The organism is Corallococcus llansteffanensis (genome assembly GCF_003612055.1).
Classification (GTDB): domain Bacteria; phylum Myxococcota; class Myxococcia; order Myxococcales; family Myxococcaceae; genus Corallococcus; species Corallococcus llansteffanensis.
Genome location: NZ_RAWB01001134.1, coordinates 1 through 656 on the forward strand (window position 1 = coordinate 1; position 656 = coordinate 656).

Genomic DNA, 656 nt, shown 5'->3' on the forward strand with positions numbered 1-656 from the left:
CCCGCCAGGCCCGTGGGGCCACGGGCCTGGCGGGCGTTGGGGCGGGATGCGCGGAGGCATCGCAACGTAAGGGGCACTTCACCCCGCGGACGCCTGCGTCCGCGCGTTCGGATGAGGAGAGCACCCATGAACGTGACGATGCTGAACGAACAACCGTCGTTGCTGAAGTCGGCCGCGCTGCTGCCCCCGCGTCTGTCGTTGGGGGCGACGATGATCCAGCACGGCGTCGCGAAGCTGAAGAAGGACAGCCTCGAGCAGAACGCGGGCATGTTCGAGCAGCTGGGCATCAAGCCGGGGAAGCCGTGGGTGCTGGCCACGGGCATCACGGAGCTGGTGGCCGGGGTGAGCTCCATCCTGGGCATCGCGACGCGGTTCACCGCCCTCTCCGTCATCGTGACGCAGGCGGTGGCCATCGCGAAGGTCCACGCGAAGAACGGCTTCGACGCCACCAAGGGCGGCTATGAGTTCAACGTGGCGCTCATCGCGATCGCGTTGGGGACGTTGATGCGCGGGCCGGGGCGGCTGTCGCTGCACAGCGCGCTGGAGCGGCGGGTGAAGCGCAAGGAGCTGAGGCACTTCCGGCTGCTGCCGCGTCAGCGCCGGGGCTCGATGTTGCTGGATGCGCTGGGGTAGGCAGGAGGGGGATGGGGCCTGGG

1 protein-coding gene is annotated in these 656 nt (G+C 69.4%); it reads left to right on the forward strand.

Annotated features, from left to right (window positions below; genetic code table 11):
- Positions 1-126: 126 nt before the first annotated feature.
- A complete protein-coding gene (locus tag D7V93_RS43790) occupies positions 127-633 on the forward strand; it encodes a DoxX family protein (protein ID WP_208723378.1) in 507 nt (168 codons plus the stop codon).
- Positions 634-656: the final 23 nt, after the last annotated feature.

Coding starts and splice junctions, on each gene's coding strand:
- D7V93_RS43790 (WP_208723378.1), top strand. CDS start 127: ATGAACGTGACGATGCTGAACGAACAACCGTCGTTGCTGAAGTCGGCC.